Source organism: Cohaesibacter celericrescens (genome assembly GCF_002866925.1).
Classification (GTDB): domain Bacteria; phylum Pseudomonadota; class Alphaproteobacteria; order Rhizobiales; family Cohaesibacteraceae; genus Cohaesibacter; species Cohaesibacter celericrescens.
Genome location: NZ_PKUQ01000050.1, coordinates 87,145 through 101,863 on the forward strand (window position 1 = coordinate 87,145; position 14,719 = coordinate 101,863).

Consider the following 14,719-nt stretch of genomic DNA (forward strand, 5'->3'; position numbering starts at 1 on the left):
CCGCCTTCCATTTATACAGGTTCGTGTCATGAGTCTTTCAGTTGCCCTGCAGGTCGCTCAATCTGCCTTAACGACCCGTCAGCGAGAAACCGCAATTCTGTCAAAGAATATCACCAGTGCGACGGAGGAAGGATACAGTCGCAAGACAGCTCTTATCTCTTCCCTGCGCTCAGAGGATGGTCAAAGTGGTGGTGTTTATGTCAGCGCCATTGATCGAGCCACCGATAGTGCTTTGTTCAGCAATTTGATCAGCTCCACATCAGCGGGCATGACCAGTGAGATCTTTCTTGATGGCGTAACCCGCCTTTCACAAACAATTGGCGATCCCCAGGAATCCCGATCCCCTAGCGCAACCTTGGGCCGCTTTGCCAATGCTTTGCAGCAATATAGTGCTGAGCCACAGAATACGGTTCTTGCCGGTGCTGTTTTGACGGGAGCACAGGATCTGGTCAACACACTGAACACAGCAACCAGTGCTGTACAGACCGAGAGAGAGCGGGCCGATGCCTTGATTGCAGACTCGGTCAATTCAATCAATTCCCTGCTATCCAATCTGGAAGACGTCAATAAGGAGGTGATCCGCGGCACGCAAGCAGGCACGGACATTACGGATGCCCTCGATGAACGGGATCAAATCGTTCTGCAACTGTCCGAATTCATGGGTATCAGGACAGAGACACGTGCCAACAACGACCTTGTGGTAACCACCGACAGCGGCGTCATGCTGTTTGAAACAACACCCCGATCGGTCAATTTTGAAGCGACCAACAGCTATGTCGCAGGAACCACCGGCAACGCATTGATTGTAGACGGCGTCAGAGTTTCTGGTCCCGGAGCCAACATGGAGCTGAAAGAAGGCAAGATTGTCGGCCTGATGCAGATCCGTGACGAGGTAACGGTAACCTATCAAAACCAGCTTGATGAAATAGCCCGCGGCCTGATTACTGCCTTTTCAGAATCAGATCAGGTCGGCACCAATCCGGACCGCACAGGTCTGTTCACTTACTCCGGCTCCCCTACGGTTCCCGCTTCAGGTACGTTGGTTACAGGTCTGGCAGGGTCCATTTCCATTGCCGCCTCCGTTGACCCCGATCAAGGGGGCGATATCAATCGCCTGCGCGACGGTGGCATATCCGAACCGTTTGACAGCGATTATGTCTATAACACGGGCGGTGAAGCCGGCTATGTGACACGCCTGCAAGACCTGATCACCAATGTCGATACGCCGATGACCTTTGATCCTGCAACGCAGGTGGACACCAGCAATTCACTCACCGCTTTTGCTTCCTCTTCGGCCAGCTGGCTCGAAGGAGAACGCAAACAGGCCACCACCATCAATGAACAACACACTGTGGTTGTCACGCGGACGGCCGAATCCCTTTCCAATATCACGGGCGTCAATATTGATGACGAGATGCAGTCGATGCTGGAAATAGAGCGGAGTTATGCAGCGACCGCCAAACTCATCACCACGATCAATCAAATGCTTGATCAACTTCTTCAAATCGCGGGGTAAGTCATGAAAACCGGTTTTATATCTACATTGTCCCTGACCTCCGCCTCGCGTGGCTCCATTATGGAGCAGAGTGTGGCGTTGGCCAAACTGCAAACAGAAGTTTCCTCGGGGCGAAAATATGATGTCGGCCTCGATCTCGGCATAGGAACCGGCGAAGCCATTTCCATGCGCAGCGAGTTCGAAAACCTCAACACCATTGTTGACACCAATGGGCTGGTTAAAAGCCGCTTGGATGTCACCGAGACCGGCATGCTGAATGTACGCGACAGCGCGCAAACAATGCTGGCAACACTCGTATCCAGCATTGGTAGCGAAACAGGTCGTGAAGTAACCATCGCCGAAGCAAAAAACAATCTCGAACAGCTTGTCGCGACATTGAACACCTCCTTCAGCGGCACCTATCTTTTTGCTGGAATCAATGTCGGAGAAACACCGATTACCGACTATTACGCCACGGGTTCAGCCAACAAAACAGCAGTTGACACCACCTTTATGGCCGAGTTCGGCATGGCACAAAACAATGCAGGACTGAACAGCGTGACGGCGGCGCAAATGCAAAGCTATCTGGATGGCGCATTTGCCAATGAATTTGACAGTCCGGGCAACTGGAATGCCAATTGGTCAACAGCCACAGATCAGGAAATGGTCAACCGGATTTCAACGTCCGAAACCATCGAGACGTCCATCAGTGCCAATATTGATCCCATGCGCAAACTTGCTATGGCCTTTACCATGGTCGCCGATCTTGGCGGTGAAAATATGACACAGAACACCTTTGATGTGGTGCTCAACAAGGCCGTTTCTATGCTCGGAGAGGCTATTGGTGAGCTCAACTCCAGCATAGGGCAGGTCGGCAATGCGCAGGCACGCGTGGCACGGGCATCAGACAAGTTGTCCCTGCAAACCGATCTTATCAACGAGCGCATTCTGGCGTTGGAGAATGTGAACACAACAGAAGTTTCCGTCCTGCTTTCAAACGCTGTAACCCAGCTAGAGGTGACCTATGCCGTCACCAGCCGGATGCAGGGAATGAGCTTGTTGAACTATCTTTAAACACCCCGTTTGACCGGTGGTCCAACGGCATGTCTTTGGCTAACTCCTTTGTAGCAAGGGTCACAATGTATAACACCTATTACGCGGAAAGCACGGCACTGTCGTGCGAGTTCAATCGCAACCACGAATGGTCTGCTTTGGATCAAGTGGTCACGGCATTAAAGACAGCAAAAGAGCACGGGCTTGTATCCTCTGAAGGGAAACAGGCTCTGCATAATACGATGATGGTCTGGAGCTTCCTGCTAGAAGACCTGAGCAACAGTGACAATGACCTGCCTGCGCAATTGCGCGCAGACCTCATTTCCATAGGCATTTTTGTCATTAAGCAAGTGGGGCGTTTGCGCGAGGCGGAAACAGCCGAGATTGACGGCCTAATCGACATCAACACAACCATAAGGGATGGATTGAACCAATGAAACCGTTGCAATTGACCTTCAAATCTGGCGAGCGTTTCTATGTCAACGGCGCTGTGATCAGGTTTCCAAAGAAAACCACGGTTGAGTTGTTAAACAATGTCGAGTTTCTGCTCGAAAGCCAGATCATGCAGATCAGCGAAACAACCACTCCTCTACGCCAGCTTTATTTTGTCGCACAGATGTTGCTGACGTCCCCCAGCAACACAGATGACGCGCATGCGACATTTATGCATTTCTCCCGCAGTCTGGCCCAGACCCTGAAGCACTATCGCCTCTGCGCTGGTGTACAGGAAGTTGTCGACATGGTGAATGCTGGCAGCACCTACGAAGCCATGAAAAAAATCCGTGCGCTCTACCCCCTGGAAGCCAGCATTCTGGATGGCTCCGCGCTTCACACGACGGAATCACTGGTGCAACCCCAAAAAGCAGCGGCCGCGGCCAATTATCTCTAACCCTCCGATCCGAACTGAAACATCTTCCGATCCACAGCAAATTCAGAGGATTTCCCACAATGAGCGTCTCTACCGTCACCCCGTCGAGTTCTGTTGATACGACATCGAGTTCAACCTCATCAGCCATGCAAACCCAAACCATGGATTATGATTCATTTCTGCAATTAATGGTGACGCAAATGAAGAATCAGGATCCAACGGAACCAACCGACATGGGCGAGCAGATGGGGCAACTCGCGTCTTTCTCCAACGTCGAGCAAAATATTCAGACCAATAATAAGCTGGATGCGGTGCTTTCCCAACTTTACGTCAATCAGTCGGCGAGCCTGATTGGTAAAACAATCACCACCACCAATAATATTTCGGGACAAATCGAATCCGTCGGCATTTATTCCGATGGTGTTGTGGCAAAGCTGCAAGATGGTACAGACGTTCTTATAGGTCCCGGAGTGACAATCTCCTGATGAATGAAATGGACGCACTCGATTTGGTTCGAGCAGCATTCTGGACGATCATAGTCAGCTCTGGCCCTGCGGTTGGCGCAGCCATGGTCGTCGGCGTTGCGATTGCCCTGTTCCAAGCACTGACTCAGGTTCAGGAAATGACGCTGACCTTTATTCCCAAGATCCTCGTGATTTTTTTAACACTGATCGCCAGTGGTACCTTTATCGGTTCCCAAATTGCCAGCTTCACCGAGGTGGTTTATGACCGGATCGAACACGGCTTTTGATAGGATACCAAGATTGTTGGATCGTCGTAAGCAGCACCCGCTAGATCCTCAGGATGCAGCAACAAAGTCCGTCATGCCACATACCCTATACCGCAATAGGTGCACGGATATGGGGATGCGGATCATATCCAACAATCTCGAAATCATCAAAACCATACTCGAAAATCGAGTCGGGTCGGCGCTTGATTTTCAATTGCGGCAATGAGCGCACCTCGCGTGTGAGCTGCATTTTCACTTGTTCAAAATGATTGGAATAGATGTGGGCATCACCGATGCTAATAACAATCTCACCAACATCCAAGTCACATTGCTGAGCCAGCATATGGGTAAGCAACCCAAGGCTGGCAGTGTTATACGGATTGCCCAAAAACAAATCGTTGCTTCGAATATAAAGGGATGCACTTAACCGCCCACCGCCCACATAAAACTGATAGAAAGCGTGGCAAGGCGGAAGCGCCATTCTACCGGCTGCAGCATTTTCCTGCGGCGTCATTGTTTCATCGGGCAGAGCAGAAACATTCCAGCCGCTAATGATATGACGGCGTGAGTTCGGATTGTTTTTCAAACCATCCATAAGCGCTTGCACTTGATCATAGGATTTACCATCAGGTCCCTGCCAAGCACGCCATTGCGCTCCATAAACGGGACCCAATTCTCCATCTTCAAGAGCCCATTCATCCCAAATGCTGACACCATTCTCTTTGAGAAACTTGGTATTGGTATCGCCACGCAAGAACCACAACAACTCGATAGCAATCGATTTAAAATGGAGCTTTTTGGTCGTCAACAGCGGAAACCCCTCGGTCAGATCATACCGAACCTGCCGCCCGAACACCGAACGCGTCCCTGTCCCAGTACGGTCGCCTTTATCAACTCCGCTTTCCATCACGTCTGAAAGCAAGTCTAAATAAGTCTTCATTGAGCGCCCCTGACTCTACCTAAATAAATTGGCAGAGAGTATGTGTAATTTGAACCGTTTTCATAGAAACATTCTACGAATGAATTGTTTACGCTGCCAATACGGCTCGACCAGTTCTGCAAAATGCCAAACACAGATCCAGTAGCGGTGCAGTCTCCATTGACTGCCTCATAATCAGGCTATATTGCAACAAATCCGGATATCCTTGCGTCTATGCCCCAACCGTCATGCCATATTTTGTGTTCTGATAGCTGATTCTGCAATCCATTCACAGCGCGGCATAATTCCGTGCCTTCGCTATCATTCCCTCTTTTAATCCCACCGACTAGTCCCTATATTCAATTTGTCACTTCGGTGACTATGGCAATAAATGGCCTTTGTAATAAGCCTATCGGACCCGGGGGCGGTACCCGGCGCCTCCACCACAAGCACCGTTGCGAATGCAACGTCAGAAAGCGGTGTTTTTGCTGGGGGCGAAATAGGATCGACGAGGGTGTAAAGATCGTGTTTTTGCTCGGCATTGTACCGCCGTTATCGGGCTATATTTTAGTTGCAAATGACAACTATGCAGGCTCACGTCTCGCTGCTGCTTAAGCAGTGCGACAAGCCACTTAAGCCCTAACCGGTTTGCTCGGTTAGGCGGGGTTCGGAGGCACCTGGCAACAGAAGCCTTCACTTAATTTCGACAATCCTTTGACAATGGTTGATATCTGCCGCTGGAATAGGTATTGAGCGCCTGCCTCGCTTGACTTTGAGCAGCAGCCACTGACAATAGAACGGCAAATCTTCCAGAATTCGGAGGCCCCATGAGTGAAGACCTGATCCGCTATGATATCCTTGCACAAGACGCTTTGCGAGGTGTGGTGAAAACGGTTTTGACCGAAGTGTCACGCACCGGCCTTCCCGGCGAACACCACTTTTATATCACCTTTAACACCCATGGAACTGGCGTACGCATTTCGCCGCGGCTTTTGGCAAAATACCCAGAAGACATGACCATCGTATTGCAGCATCAGTTTTGGGACATGACAGCCCACGAGCAGGCCATTGAAATCGGCCTCTCCTTTGATGGCATCCCGGAAAAACTTTATATCCCTTATTCCGCAATCATCACATTCATTGATCCCAGCGTCCATTTTTCATTGCAGTTCGAAGTTGAAACAGACGTCGAAGATGAGTTGGAGAGCCTTGATCTTGAAACAGATGAAGGATCCGAGGCAATCATCACCGTAATGGCGCCCACGTCGGAGCGGGACGAAGGCACAACAGCAGAATCTGCCGAAGAAGCCCAGACCGCATCAGACACATCGACCTCAAAAGAAGAGGATGATAAGTCAGATGGCGCTGAAGTGGTGTCATTGGATGCTTTTCGCAAGAAATAGACATTTTTCAGGGATCATCCCGCCAAAGGCACCTGTTAGAAGCAATGGCCAGCATTATCAATCTCCGCCAAGCACGCAAAAGCAAGGCTCGCGTTGAAAAAGAACAACGAGCCGAGTCCAATCGTGCCAAATTTGGCCGCACCAAGGCGGAGAAGGCCAAACAAAACTCAGAATCCGATAAACTCAATCGGCATTTGGACGGTCACAAACTGACGACAGCCCCCGCAGACAGCGACGGCAGCTAATCTGGCACCCTCATGAAAAAGCACTCAGTCACTATCGCAGGCCATCGCACATCCATTTCTTTGGAAGACGAGTTCTGGACCGGACTGAAATCGCTGGCGGCCAGCCGCAATAAATCACTGGCTGACATCATCCGCCAAATCGACCGTGATCGCGGTGCAAACAACCTCTCATCAGCCATTCGCATTTCCGTACTCGATCATTACAAGGCTCAGATCCCTGACAACACGGATCTGACAGAACCCACTAATCCAACTGAATGATCCTGTCGGGAGAATTGAGCAATTCTTCAATCAAATCATTATGAACCGAAGGATCAACGCGGTTCTGTTCTGGGCTCGTTGTCTCCTGCTGCGTTGGGCGAACGGTTCTAATCTGTGGCAACGTAAACAGAGCTTCAGGCAACACCCGCGGTTGTATCAGGATAGGGTCTTGAGCCGCATCGCCCAAAAGCCCATCAATGCCCAAAAGAGTTGCACCATCAGCATCGGGCTTAAGCTCTTGAAGCGGCCGGATTTCGATGCCATTTTGCACCCGCCCATTGCCATCATCCGATTGTGATTGTTGCTGAATGCGCTGAGCATCCCGCTCGGCTCTTTGCGCCTCGGCAGCCAATCGTTCAGCTTCAGCGCGCGCAGCCTCCACGCGGACTGCCTCTTGGTCAGCCTTACGTTGCGCTTCGGTTGCCAAACGAGCCTTTTCTATCGCAATTTTGCGCGCTTGAGCGGCTTTGAATTCCAATTCGGCTTTTCGTTCATTCTCTGCGCGCAGCGCTGCTTGGGCTTCGCGTCGGGCCCTTTCTTCGGCGGCCTTGCGTTCAGCGTCAGCTTGACGTGCGGCGTCAGCTTTGCGGGCCGCTTCTTCATCCAGACGCGCTTTTTCAAGAGCCGCCTTTTGTGCCGCTTCCGCTATGCGGGCTTGTTCAGCTTTTTGCTTTGCCAACAACTCTTGCAATTGTTTCCGCTTGGCAGCGGCCTCGGCCTTGCGTTGTGCTTCGAGACGGAGTGCTTCTTGTTTCGCAGTTTCAACCGCTTGTTCAGCGGCCAAAGCAGCCTCTTGACGGTGTTTTGCCTGCTCACGATACAGACGCAATAGGCGGCGCATTCGTTCTTTTTCCAAAATATCCGCTTGCAACCGCTCGACGCGATCAACCTCGCGTTCAAAGGCCCGAATGCTGAGATAGCCGGTAAAGGGCGCAACATCGACAACACGACTTGGCGCATCAAGATCCCCAGAGAAGACCAAACCAACTTCAGGCTGGGCACCTGTCACGGCATCCTCCTCATTGGGCTCAACCTTGATGGACCAATCGCCATTGATCGTCTGAGCCGATAAATCAATCATCAGATTGCCACGGGATTGCAGTATGTCCGCATCGGCCTGAATGTTGTTTGCACGCAGGGCCCCCCCCGCAATGCGAAAGGCACCCGCAAGATTGGATACCCGCGTTGAACCTGCATCCATATGCGCCGTGAATGCCTTGGCTATATCATCGTTTTTCAGCTCCAAGCCTTTATCTACGGCCCGCACCACCAGCTCAAAAGCCTGCGGATTGATGTAATTCAACACCCCGTCTGTAAGCGTGAATGTGCCATTGCCAGACAATCCCGATACAAGCCCCGCCAAAGACCGCCCCTGTGTCTCGACATTAAAATTGACATCCATCTGCCCATTGGCAACAGCGCGACCATCGCGTTCCCAAACAAAGGGTGCCAATGCCATATCGGTGACACGCAGATGCGACTTCAGAACAGCTTCCCCATTTACATTTTCAAGCTGCAAGCCACCTATAGCTGCGCCCCCTTCCAAAAGGGCGTCAAAATTGCTGACGACAACTTCATTATCGCGCCAAATCAGGTCAAACTTTGGTTGTTGGAAAATATAGGGCGCGGCAAGTTCCAAACTGCGGGCTTTGACCCCGAGCACAATCTTGACCGGATGGGCATCGGCATCTGCCAATGGCGCAAGAAAAGCGGTATCGGGCCAACTGCGATCCAGCGATGTAAGGCGGCCCGCACCAACCACACTTTCACCAAGCCATATCCCGTCCAGATCACCCAGTTCCAACTGGCCTTTCAAAAGCCTGTCTGTGATGGTTGTCTCATAGGTCAGTTGCCCCACAACCGGCTGTCCATCCCACTGACCTTCAAGGTTGTTGATCTTGCTCACGGCATCGGCATGATCCAAATCCGCCATCAGCTTAGCTGGCAAGGCGAGACCGGGATTGCTTAGCGAGATACCCGACGCCATTAAATAGGGAGCCAAATCATCAATGTCCAAAGCAAGCTTGCCTTTGGTGCCGACACCCTCCTTGGCGCTATAACGCACCGTGCCGTCATACGTGAGCGACCCTTGCTCAGGTTGCAGAGACAGGGCCAATGACGCGCCTTCTGCAAGCACCCCTTTAACAACAACCCGAGAAGCAAGTGCAGGCAAGGCAATAGCATTGCTCCCCAGCCCGACAAGGCCAAGCAGCTTTTCGCCATCGGGATTGTTCACTTGCAAATCCAGCGCCAAATCATGATCGGCCCAATTGGCAAAGGACCCGTCCAAATGGCCGCCAAAAGACACATCGCCACCGCCTAATAAGCCAGAGAGCTTTCCTTCAATCCCGCTGCCTTGAGTGCCGCCATCGATCGAAAAAGTAACATCTGCAGGAGACAAAGCCCCTTGCGCTTTGGCAAACCAGTCAGCAACGGGTTGCTCGGGCAGGAAGCGTGCAACAAGATCAGCGAGACCATTCAGATCATCAGCGCGCACTTGCCCTTCGAGACGGCCGCGCGGTGTTCCTGTCAAATTCTGCAAATTGCCTGACGTGGAAAGATACGCACCAGCGAAATCGTCGACAACGAGTTGGTCAATACGAATGTCACCATTGGCAAGACGGAGTTTGGCAGCCATTTTTTTGCCTTGAAAGTCCCCTGCCAGCAAACGGTCTGTTTCAATATCGAGGCTAATATCGCTCAACGGCGCGGCCTTGCCACTGGAGTTGGCCAATAGCAAAGACCCGATCCCCTGCACCACATCAAGATTGACCTGATCTGCCTTCAATTGCATGGTCAACGCACCTGATTTCTCGGCGGTGCCATCGCCCAAATACCAATCTATCTGCCCTCTGGCGCGATCGCCATTTATATCCAGATCCAATGACGCAATCGAAATCTGATCAGACTTGACCACCACTTGACCACTCAAATCAAAAGGTTCAAGGCGCCCGCCTGGGGGCACATCCTTAAGCCACCATTTGGCAAAAGCCGAGGGTTGATCGGACCGAACGCGCGCCTCTCCCTCAAATACATGCTGGGAATTGACGCTGTCCATGCGCTGTGAAAACAGCCCCGCCATTGCAAACCGGGTTTGCCCCGGCAAATCAGCTTCCAATGTTTCAATCTGCCAACCATTGTCCACCAAACTGGCGTCCAGTTGCAGATTGCGAATAATACCACCACCCAGAATGACACCGGGCACATCAAAACCGACACGCCCCGGCATCGGTGGAATAGGCATTTTAGTCAAACCATCCGCAAGCACACTGATGCCATGTTTCAAATCAATTGGCGCATTGGGGCCCTCCCCTAGTGCTCGATCCAAATCAAGCTGGCGAGAGGAAACGACAACGTCAAAGCGCGGATTGACGCCAAAATCAATGGTCCCCGCCCCATTGAGGCGATAGGCCTGATCAACAGGACCGTGGGAAAATTCAAACTTGGGCAGAACCAAGGAGGATGCGGTCAAATCGCTTTCGCCGTTGAGCAGCCAAGGAACAGACTGTTCCTCCAATCCATCGATTTGATTGGTTAGTCTGGTCGTGCCGACATAATGATAACGACCATCTTCCTGTTCTTTCACATTGCCATCCATGGCAAGCGTGACGGGCAGGTTGACCGGCGTTAACAAGCTCTTGAGATGAAGGCCGGATTCGCTGGCAGAACCAGTCGAAAGCATCAGGGAATATGGTTCTCCATCCATTTGGAAGGAGGTCTCGATTTTGTAAGGTCCGATCAGGCTTCGGGCTTGCAATGTCGCATTCAGCGACGTGATGTTCTTTGAACGGCCGGTGCTTTTATCGTCAAAGGCAATCCGCCCGTTTTCAACGCGCACATCATTGAGCTTGATTTTCTCCAGATCGATATCCCAAAGCTTGCCCTTGTCCTGCCGCCATGCAAATTGCCCTTGTTCATCCAGCTGCATCCGCAATATGGGCGAACGCAATGTCATGTCGACCACTTCAATTTTGCCCTGCAACAGCGGCAGCAATTCGATGCGCATATCAAACGTATCAACCACCAGAATGGGCGCTTCATTGTCTGGCCCGACATGCACACTTTCAAAATGCAAGTGCGGCAACGGCAGGATTTGCATATCCGCCGCCCCCAAAACACGAACCGGCTGACCCAAGACAACCGTCGCTTCTCGCTCAAATGCTGCGCGATAAGAAGTCCAGTCGACAAAAAGCGGCCCAACCAGCGCCACGATCAACGCCAGCAAAAGCGTACCACCAATGGTGAAATACAGACTATTCAGAACCTTGTCTCCTTAAGGCCATGACCAGCAACCAACAAGCCAACGGACATACATCAAAATCCGACCAGCGCGGATTTATCTTTCGCATAACGGCATCAAACACATAACGCCATATCAAGCCACAACAAACGCTAGCAAAATGAACCCGTTGACCGCAAATCAGGAGTTGTCCTTACCCCAGATTTGGTAGCATTTTCCCCGGATTCATGATGTTCTTTGGATCAATGGCCTTTTTGATAGCCACCATATAGGCCAACGCAGGCCCAAACTCTTCCAACATATACTTCATTTTGCCCTGACCGACACCATGTTCACCTGTACAGGTCCCGCCCATTGAAATGGCGCGATGGGCCAGGCGCGACAAAAAGGCATCTGCTTTTTCTTGCTCAGCGGGACTTTCGGGGTCAAGCAACAACAACACATGGAAATTGCCATCCCCGACATGACCGACCGTTGTGGCGACAAATCCATTGTCTTCCAAATCCTGCTGCGTTTGCGTCACACATTCAGCGAGTCGGGAAATCGGCACACAAGCATCTGTCGAAATGCCCTTGGCACCTGGCCGCAACTCATGCGATGCCCAATAGGCATCATGGCGCGCCGTCCACAACTTGGTTCGGTCTTCAGCACGAGACGCGGATTGAAAATCGGATCCGCCGCAATCGGCAACGATCTCGCCGAATAATTCGATCTGTTCCGCCACACCCGTTTCTGTACCGTGGAATTCCACCAGCAAGGTTGGTCGCTCGACCAGATCCAGTTTGGAATAGAGATTACACGCCCGTATTTGCATCACATCAAGCAATTCAATCCGCGCAATGGGAATCCCGCACTGAATGGTCATGATCGTGGCGTTGCAAGCACTTTCCAAATCAGGAAATCCACACATTCCGCCAGCAATGGCTTGCGGTATGCCCGACAGCTTCAGCGTCACTTCGGTAATAATGCCCAACGTGCCTTCGGATCCAACCAACAGACGGGTCAAATCGTAACCAGCAGAGCTTTTTTTGGCACGGCTCGCCGTTGTGATGATTTTACCGTCAGGCATAACAGCCTTCAGCGAAACCACATTGTCTTTCATGGTGCCATAACGCACCGCATTGGTGCCCGAAGCACGTGTCGCAGCCATCCCCCCGAACGAAGCATCGGCACCGGGATCAATAGGGAAAAACAAACCTGTATCGCGCAAATAATCATTCAATTGCTTGCGCGTCACCCCCGCTTCAACCGTACAATTGAGATCCTCGGGATGCACTTCAACCACCGCATTCATCTGGGACAAGTCAATAGAAATGCCGCCAAACGGAGCGTTGAGATGGCCTTCAAGCGAAGACCCCGTACCAAACGCAATCACTGGCACGTCATGCTCGTTGCACAGCGTCACAACGTCAGAAACCTCTTGGGTGTTTTTGACAAAAACCACCCCATCCGGCATCTGATTTTTCAAATTTGTGGTCGTATGGCCATGCTGTTCTCTAAAGGACGCACCCGTCGTAAAGCGGTCGTCAAAACGCTGCTTAAGCAGATCACACACAGCAGCGGTTGCAGCATCATCTCTAACCCGGCTGAAATGAGGTTCGGTCACCATTATTTATCTTTCTTCTTTAGCCCTTGCATAAAACCGAACCTAGCAAAATTATTTCGAAAACAAAACCGCTTACCGCACTGCCGCATAGCAAATCTGCAATGCAATTTTCAACGATCCCCTTGAAAGAGGGCTTGGGATTTATCCAACATTGCCTATACTGCCCCCATCGCCAGACTGAGCCATCTGATTCAATTGTTGCAGCAGCAAGAAGGACTGAGACAAGACTTATGCGTTGGTTAAACCCGTTGCAACTGTCAAAAAGCTGGATTGAACCCAACTGGCGTGTCTATCTTTCCACACAACAACCCAAATTGTGGTTTCTTGCGATTGTCATTGGCATGTTGGTTTCATGTGCGGCAATTGTCTTTCGTCTCGGCATTGGTGCGGTGCAGTGGCTCTGGCTTGGAACCAATAGCGAAAGTATTCTGACAGCGGTGCAAAACACACCTGCATGGGTGGTTATCCTTGCCCCCACAATCGGTGGACTGGTTGTTGGTTTGTTTCTGGAATATGTCCACCCGATCAAACGAGCAGAAGCCGTGGCCGATGTTATCGAGGCCCGTGCCCATGGCGGCAAGGGGCTTCGCTTCTGGCAAGGGCTAGACAGCGCAGCGGTGACCATCATTTCACTGGGAGCTGGTGCCAGTGCTGGCCGTGAGGGGCCCATTGTGCATTTGGGAGCCAGCCTTGCCAAAATGCTTTGCGAGGCTTTTTCTCTCACACCGGCGTCCAAAAAAACGCTTCTGGCCTGTGGCGTCGCCAGTGCTGTTTCGGCTTCCTTTAACGCCCCCATCGCAGGGGTCTTGTTTGCCCATGAAGTCATTCTCGGCCACTATGCCCTGACGGCATTTGTGCCCATTGTGCTCGCCTCTGCCATGGGCACTATGCTCTCACGCCTTTACTTTGGCGACATCGCAGCCTTTGATATTCCCGCCTATCAAATCACATCCTACTGGGAAATGCCTGCCTTTGCGCTGCTTGGCCTGACATGCGCATTTGTCGCAGTTCTGTTCCAGTTCACCTTGATGGGCACAGACTGGGTCGCTCGACACGTCAAAATGCCCCTGCCCTTGCGCCCAGTGATAGGCGGCTTTCTGATTGGTTGCATAGCTCTCTATTATCCCGAAATACTCGGAGTCGGCTATGAAGCAACCGACAAAGCCCTGCACCAACAATTGCCACTGGCGATGCTGTTTGGTCTGATCATTGCCAAAACGGCAGCCACCGCGATCACACTAGCGTCGCGTTTTGGCGGCGGGATTTTCTCTCCTTCTCTCTATGTCGGTGCCATGACGGGCGGCACCTTTGGACTGATCGCTGCACAAGTTTTCCCCGATATGGCTTCAAGCCACGGCCTCTATGCCATTTTGGGCATGGGCGCGGTTGCCGCAGCGGTCTTGGGCGCGCCCGTATCCACCACTATGATTGTATTTGAGCTAACCGGCGGCTATGCCTTGTCTATCGCCCTGCTGCTCACAGTCTCCATCGCCACAGGCATCACTTTGGCACTGCATGGCCGCTCCTATTTCCATTGGCAACTGGAAATGCGCGGCATCTTCCTGCAAGAAGGTGCGCACAAATTTCTTGTCAAAGAAGTCAAGGTCGCCCAATTCTATAAACCCCTGCCAGAAAATGCCAAAGAAGAGCAACAGCTTTTGCCTCAAGGCGCACCAACCATTCGCCTCATGGACACATTGGAAAAGGCTCTCAAAGCCTTTGACGCTGTAGGAGGAGAGGATATCGCGGTTCTCGATCCTGAAGACAAAGGCCGGATCATCGGTTGGGCTCAACAGGTCCAAGCGTTACGCTATTTCAACGACAAGCTCATCAGCACCAATGTCGAAGAGCACCGCTGATGACAGTTTGGCATATTTTGCGCCTGACAAACCACATTTG

The 14,719-nt window shown here is 51.7% G+C and carries 13 protein-coding genes and 1 other RNA gene; 11 read left to right on the forward strand and 3 right to left on the reverse strand.

Annotated elements, in window-relative coordinates:
* Nucleotides 1–28 precede the first annotated feature (28 nt).
* From flgK to fliQ, 6 genes are all read left to right on the forward strand, one after another.
* The gene (flgK, locus tag C0081_RS19470; RefSeq protein WP_101532011.1) at nt 29–1,516 is read left to right on the forward strand and encodes a flagellar hook-associated protein FlgK; all 1,488 of its coding nucleotides are present in this window, start codon (nt 29–31) and stop codon (nt 1,514–1,516) included.
* Between the two features lie 3 nt (nt 1,517–1,519).
* Nucleotides 1,520–2,569, forward strand: coding sequence for a flagellar hook-associated family protein (locus tag C0081_RS19475; protein ID WP_101532012.1), 1,050 nt, complete (start codon nt 1,520–1,522; stop codon nt 2,567–2,569).
* Nucleotides 2,570–2,634: 65 nt separating this feature from the next.
* Entirely contained in the window at nt 2,635–2,985 is a 351-nt protein-coding gene (gene flaF / locus C0081_RS19480) for a flagellar biosynthesis regulator FlaF (RefSeq protein ID WP_180966702.1), read from the forward strand.
* Entirely contained in the window at nt 2,982–3,437 is a 456-nt protein-coding gene (flbT, locus tag C0081_RS19485; RefSeq protein ID WP_101532014.1) for a flagellar biosynthesis repressor FlbT, read from the forward strand. The genes flaF and flbT overlap by 4 nt, the downstream gene beginning before the upstream one ends.
* Nucleotides 3,438–3,496: 59 nt before the next feature.
* A complete protein-coding gene (flgD, locus tag C0081_RS19490) occupies nt 3,497–3,901 on the forward strand; it encodes a flagellar hook assembly protein FlgD (RefSeq protein ID WP_101532015.1) in 405 nt (134 codons plus the stop codon).
* Nucleotides 3,901–4,167 (forward strand): flagellar biosynthesis protein FliQ, encoded by a 267-nt coding sequence (gene fliQ, locus C0081_RS19495; RefSeq protein WP_101532016.1) that lies wholly within the window; start codon nt 3,901–3,903, stop codon nt 4,165–4,167. The genes flgD and fliQ overlap by 1 nt, the downstream gene beginning before the upstream one ends.
* A gap of 85 nt (nt 4,168–4,252) precedes the next feature.
* Here fliQ and C0081_RS19500 read toward each other — a convergent pair whose 3' ends face one another.
* Nucleotides 4,253–5,086, reverse strand: a complete 834-nt coding sequence (locus tag C0081_RS19500; protein WP_101532017.1) for a thymidylate synthase — start codon at nt 5,084–5,086, stop codon at nt 4,253–4,255.
* A gap of 306 nt (nt 5,087–5,392) precedes the next feature.
* Between C0081_RS19500 and ssrA the strand changes: the two genes are divergently transcribed.
* From ssrA to C0081_RS19520, 4 genes are all read left to right on the forward strand, one after another.
* Nucleotides 5,393–5,763: a transfer-messenger RNA gene (ssrA, locus tag C0081_RS19505) on the forward strand.
* A gap of 129 nt (nt 5,764–5,892) precedes the next feature.
* Complete coding sequence (locus C0081_RS19510; RefSeq protein ID WP_101532018.1) at nt 5,893–6,468, forward strand: SspB family protein; 576 nt, start codon at nt 5,893–5,895, stop codon at nt 6,466–6,468.
* A gap of 44 nt (nt 6,469–6,512) precedes the next feature.
* A complete protein-coding gene (locus C0081_RS19515; protein ID WP_101532019.1) occupies nt 6,513–6,713 on the forward strand; it encodes a DUF4169 family protein in 201 nt (66 codons plus the stop codon).
* A gap of 12 nt (nt 6,714–6,725) precedes the next feature.
* A complete protein-coding gene (locus tag C0081_RS19520) occupies nt 6,726–6,974 on the forward strand; it encodes a ribbon-helix-helix domain-containing protein (protein WP_101532020.1) in 249 nt (82 codons plus the stop codon).
* Here the strand turns inward: C0081_RS19520 and C0081_RS19525 are convergent.
* Nucleotides 6,958–11,199, reverse strand: a complete 4,242-nt coding sequence (locus C0081_RS19525) for an AsmA family protein (protein WP_101532021.1) — start codon at nt 11,197–11,199, stop codon at nt 6,958–6,960. The genes C0081_RS19520 and C0081_RS19525 overlap by 17 nt on opposite strands.
* Nucleotides 11,200–11,407: 208 nt before the next feature.
* Complete coding sequence (locus C0081_RS19530; RefSeq protein ID WP_101532022.1) at nt 11,408–12,823, reverse strand: FAD-binding oxidoreductase; 1,416 nt, start codon at nt 12,821–12,823, stop codon at nt 11,408–11,410.
* Between the two features lie 227 nt (nt 12,824–13,050).
* Between C0081_RS19530 and C0081_RS19535 the strand changes: the two genes are divergently transcribed.
* Nucleotides 13,051–14,679, forward strand: coding sequence for a chloride channel protein (locus tag C0081_RS19535; protein ID WP_101532023.1), 1,629 nt, complete (start codon nt 13,051–13,053; stop codon nt 14,677–14,679).
* The last annotated feature ends 40 nt before the right edge of the window (nt 14,680–14,719 follow it).